The following is a 1,371-nucleotide window of genomic DNA, read 5'->3' as shown; positions in this document are numbered from 1 at the left end:
TACTACAGCCGGGATCGATTTGCGGTCCGCTTGTTGAAGGCTTCATCCTACCGCAGGGAGGTTGGGATGGCGACGGCAACGGAAGCGGCGAGTTGGGCTCGAGATCTGGATGTGCTGGCTGGCCGGATTGGCCCACGATTTTGTCGGCCAGAGGCACGCGAACGGGCTCGCCGGTATCTGGCTGGGCTTCTGGCCCCACTGGAACGGAAGAACGGCTGGCATCTGGCTGAAGCAGCCGGCGATGCCAGCCCCGACAGCGTCCAGGATTTCCTGGCCCGGATGCGTTGGGACGCCGATGCTGTTCGGGACGACTTGCAGGCTTATGTCGTTGAGCATCTGGGCGATCCCGACGCCGTTCTGGTGCTGGACGAGACCGGTTTCTTGAAGAAGGGCGAGCGCTCGGTCGGCGTGCAGCGTCAATACTCGGGCACCGCCGGGCGTATCGAGAACTGCCAGATCGGCGTCTTCCTTGGCTACGCCGGCCGACATGGCTACGCCTTGATCGACCGCGCCTTGTATCTGCCGCAGGGTTGGGCTGCCGATGAAGACCGCCGCCTTGCCGCCTGGGTGCCCGAGACGGTGGCTTTCGCGACCAAGCCCAAGCTGGGTCTCACGATGCTCAAGCGCGCGCTGGATGCCGGCGTGCCGTGCGCCTGGGTGGCGGGGGACAGCGTCTACGGCACCGACAGCGCCATCCGGCGGGAACTGGAGCACCGCCGGGTCGGGTATGTGCTGACCGTTACCAGCGGTCAGCGGCTGTGGCCGGGCACAGTGAGCGACTGGATCGAAGAAGTACCCGCCGATGGCTGGCAGCGGCTCAGTGCCGGCGATGGCGCCAAAGGGCCGCGGCTCTATGATTGGGCGCGCCTGCCGTTCCGCGGTGCCCCGCAGGGCTGGAGCAAAGCCCTTCTGATCCGCCGCCGCCTGGGGGATGGCGCGTTGACCTTCTACCTGACCCATGCTCCGGAAGGGACCGCACTGGCCGATCTGGTGCGGGTGGCAGGTGCGCGCTGGACCATCGAGAGCAGCTTCGAGATGGCCAAAGGCGAGGTCGGGCTCGACCACTATGAGGTGCGCTCTTGGACCGGATGGCAGCGCCACATCACCTTGGCCATGCTGGCTTTCGCCTTCCTCACCGTCTTGCGTAAGGCGGCTATCGGGGGGAGAGGACCCGGTCGACTTGGCGGCCGACTTGATCCCCCTGACCGTACCAGAAATTCGACGCCTGCTTCACCACCTCCTGCCTCGGCCGACACTCGGCATCGACGCCGTTATCGCTTGGTCACTTTGGCGAAGACATCATCAACAGCGAGCAAAGCAATCGCATTGGAAACGACGCATACAAATCGATAAAAGCCGGCTGTAGTACTA

At 64.6% G+C, this 1,371-nt stretch carries 1 protein-coding gene; it reads left to right on the top strand.

The genetic code is table 11. From position 1 onward, the window contains the following. The first annotated feature begins 66 nt into the window (after positions 1–66). Entirely contained in the window at positions 67–1,353 is a 1,287-nt protein-coding gene (locus tag J2850_RS31535; protein WP_209991401.1) for an IS701 family transposase, read from the top strand. The last annotated feature ends 18 nt before the right edge of the window (positions 1,354–1,371 follow it).

This window comes from Azospirillum picis (assembly GCF_017876115.1).
GTDB classification, from domain to species: Bacteria; Pseudomonadota; Alphaproteobacteria; order Azospirillales; family Azospirillaceae; genus Azospirillum; species Azospirillum picis.
The sequence above is the reverse complement of the archived record's forward strand: the minus strand, read 5'-3'. Positions and strand labels throughout refer to the sequence as shown.

Excerpts from the sequence above, each read along its gene's own strand:
- J2850_RS31535 (WP_209991401.1), top strand. The coding sequence starts at position 67 with ATGGCGACGGCAACGGAAGCGGCGAGTTGGGCTCGAGATCTGGATGTG.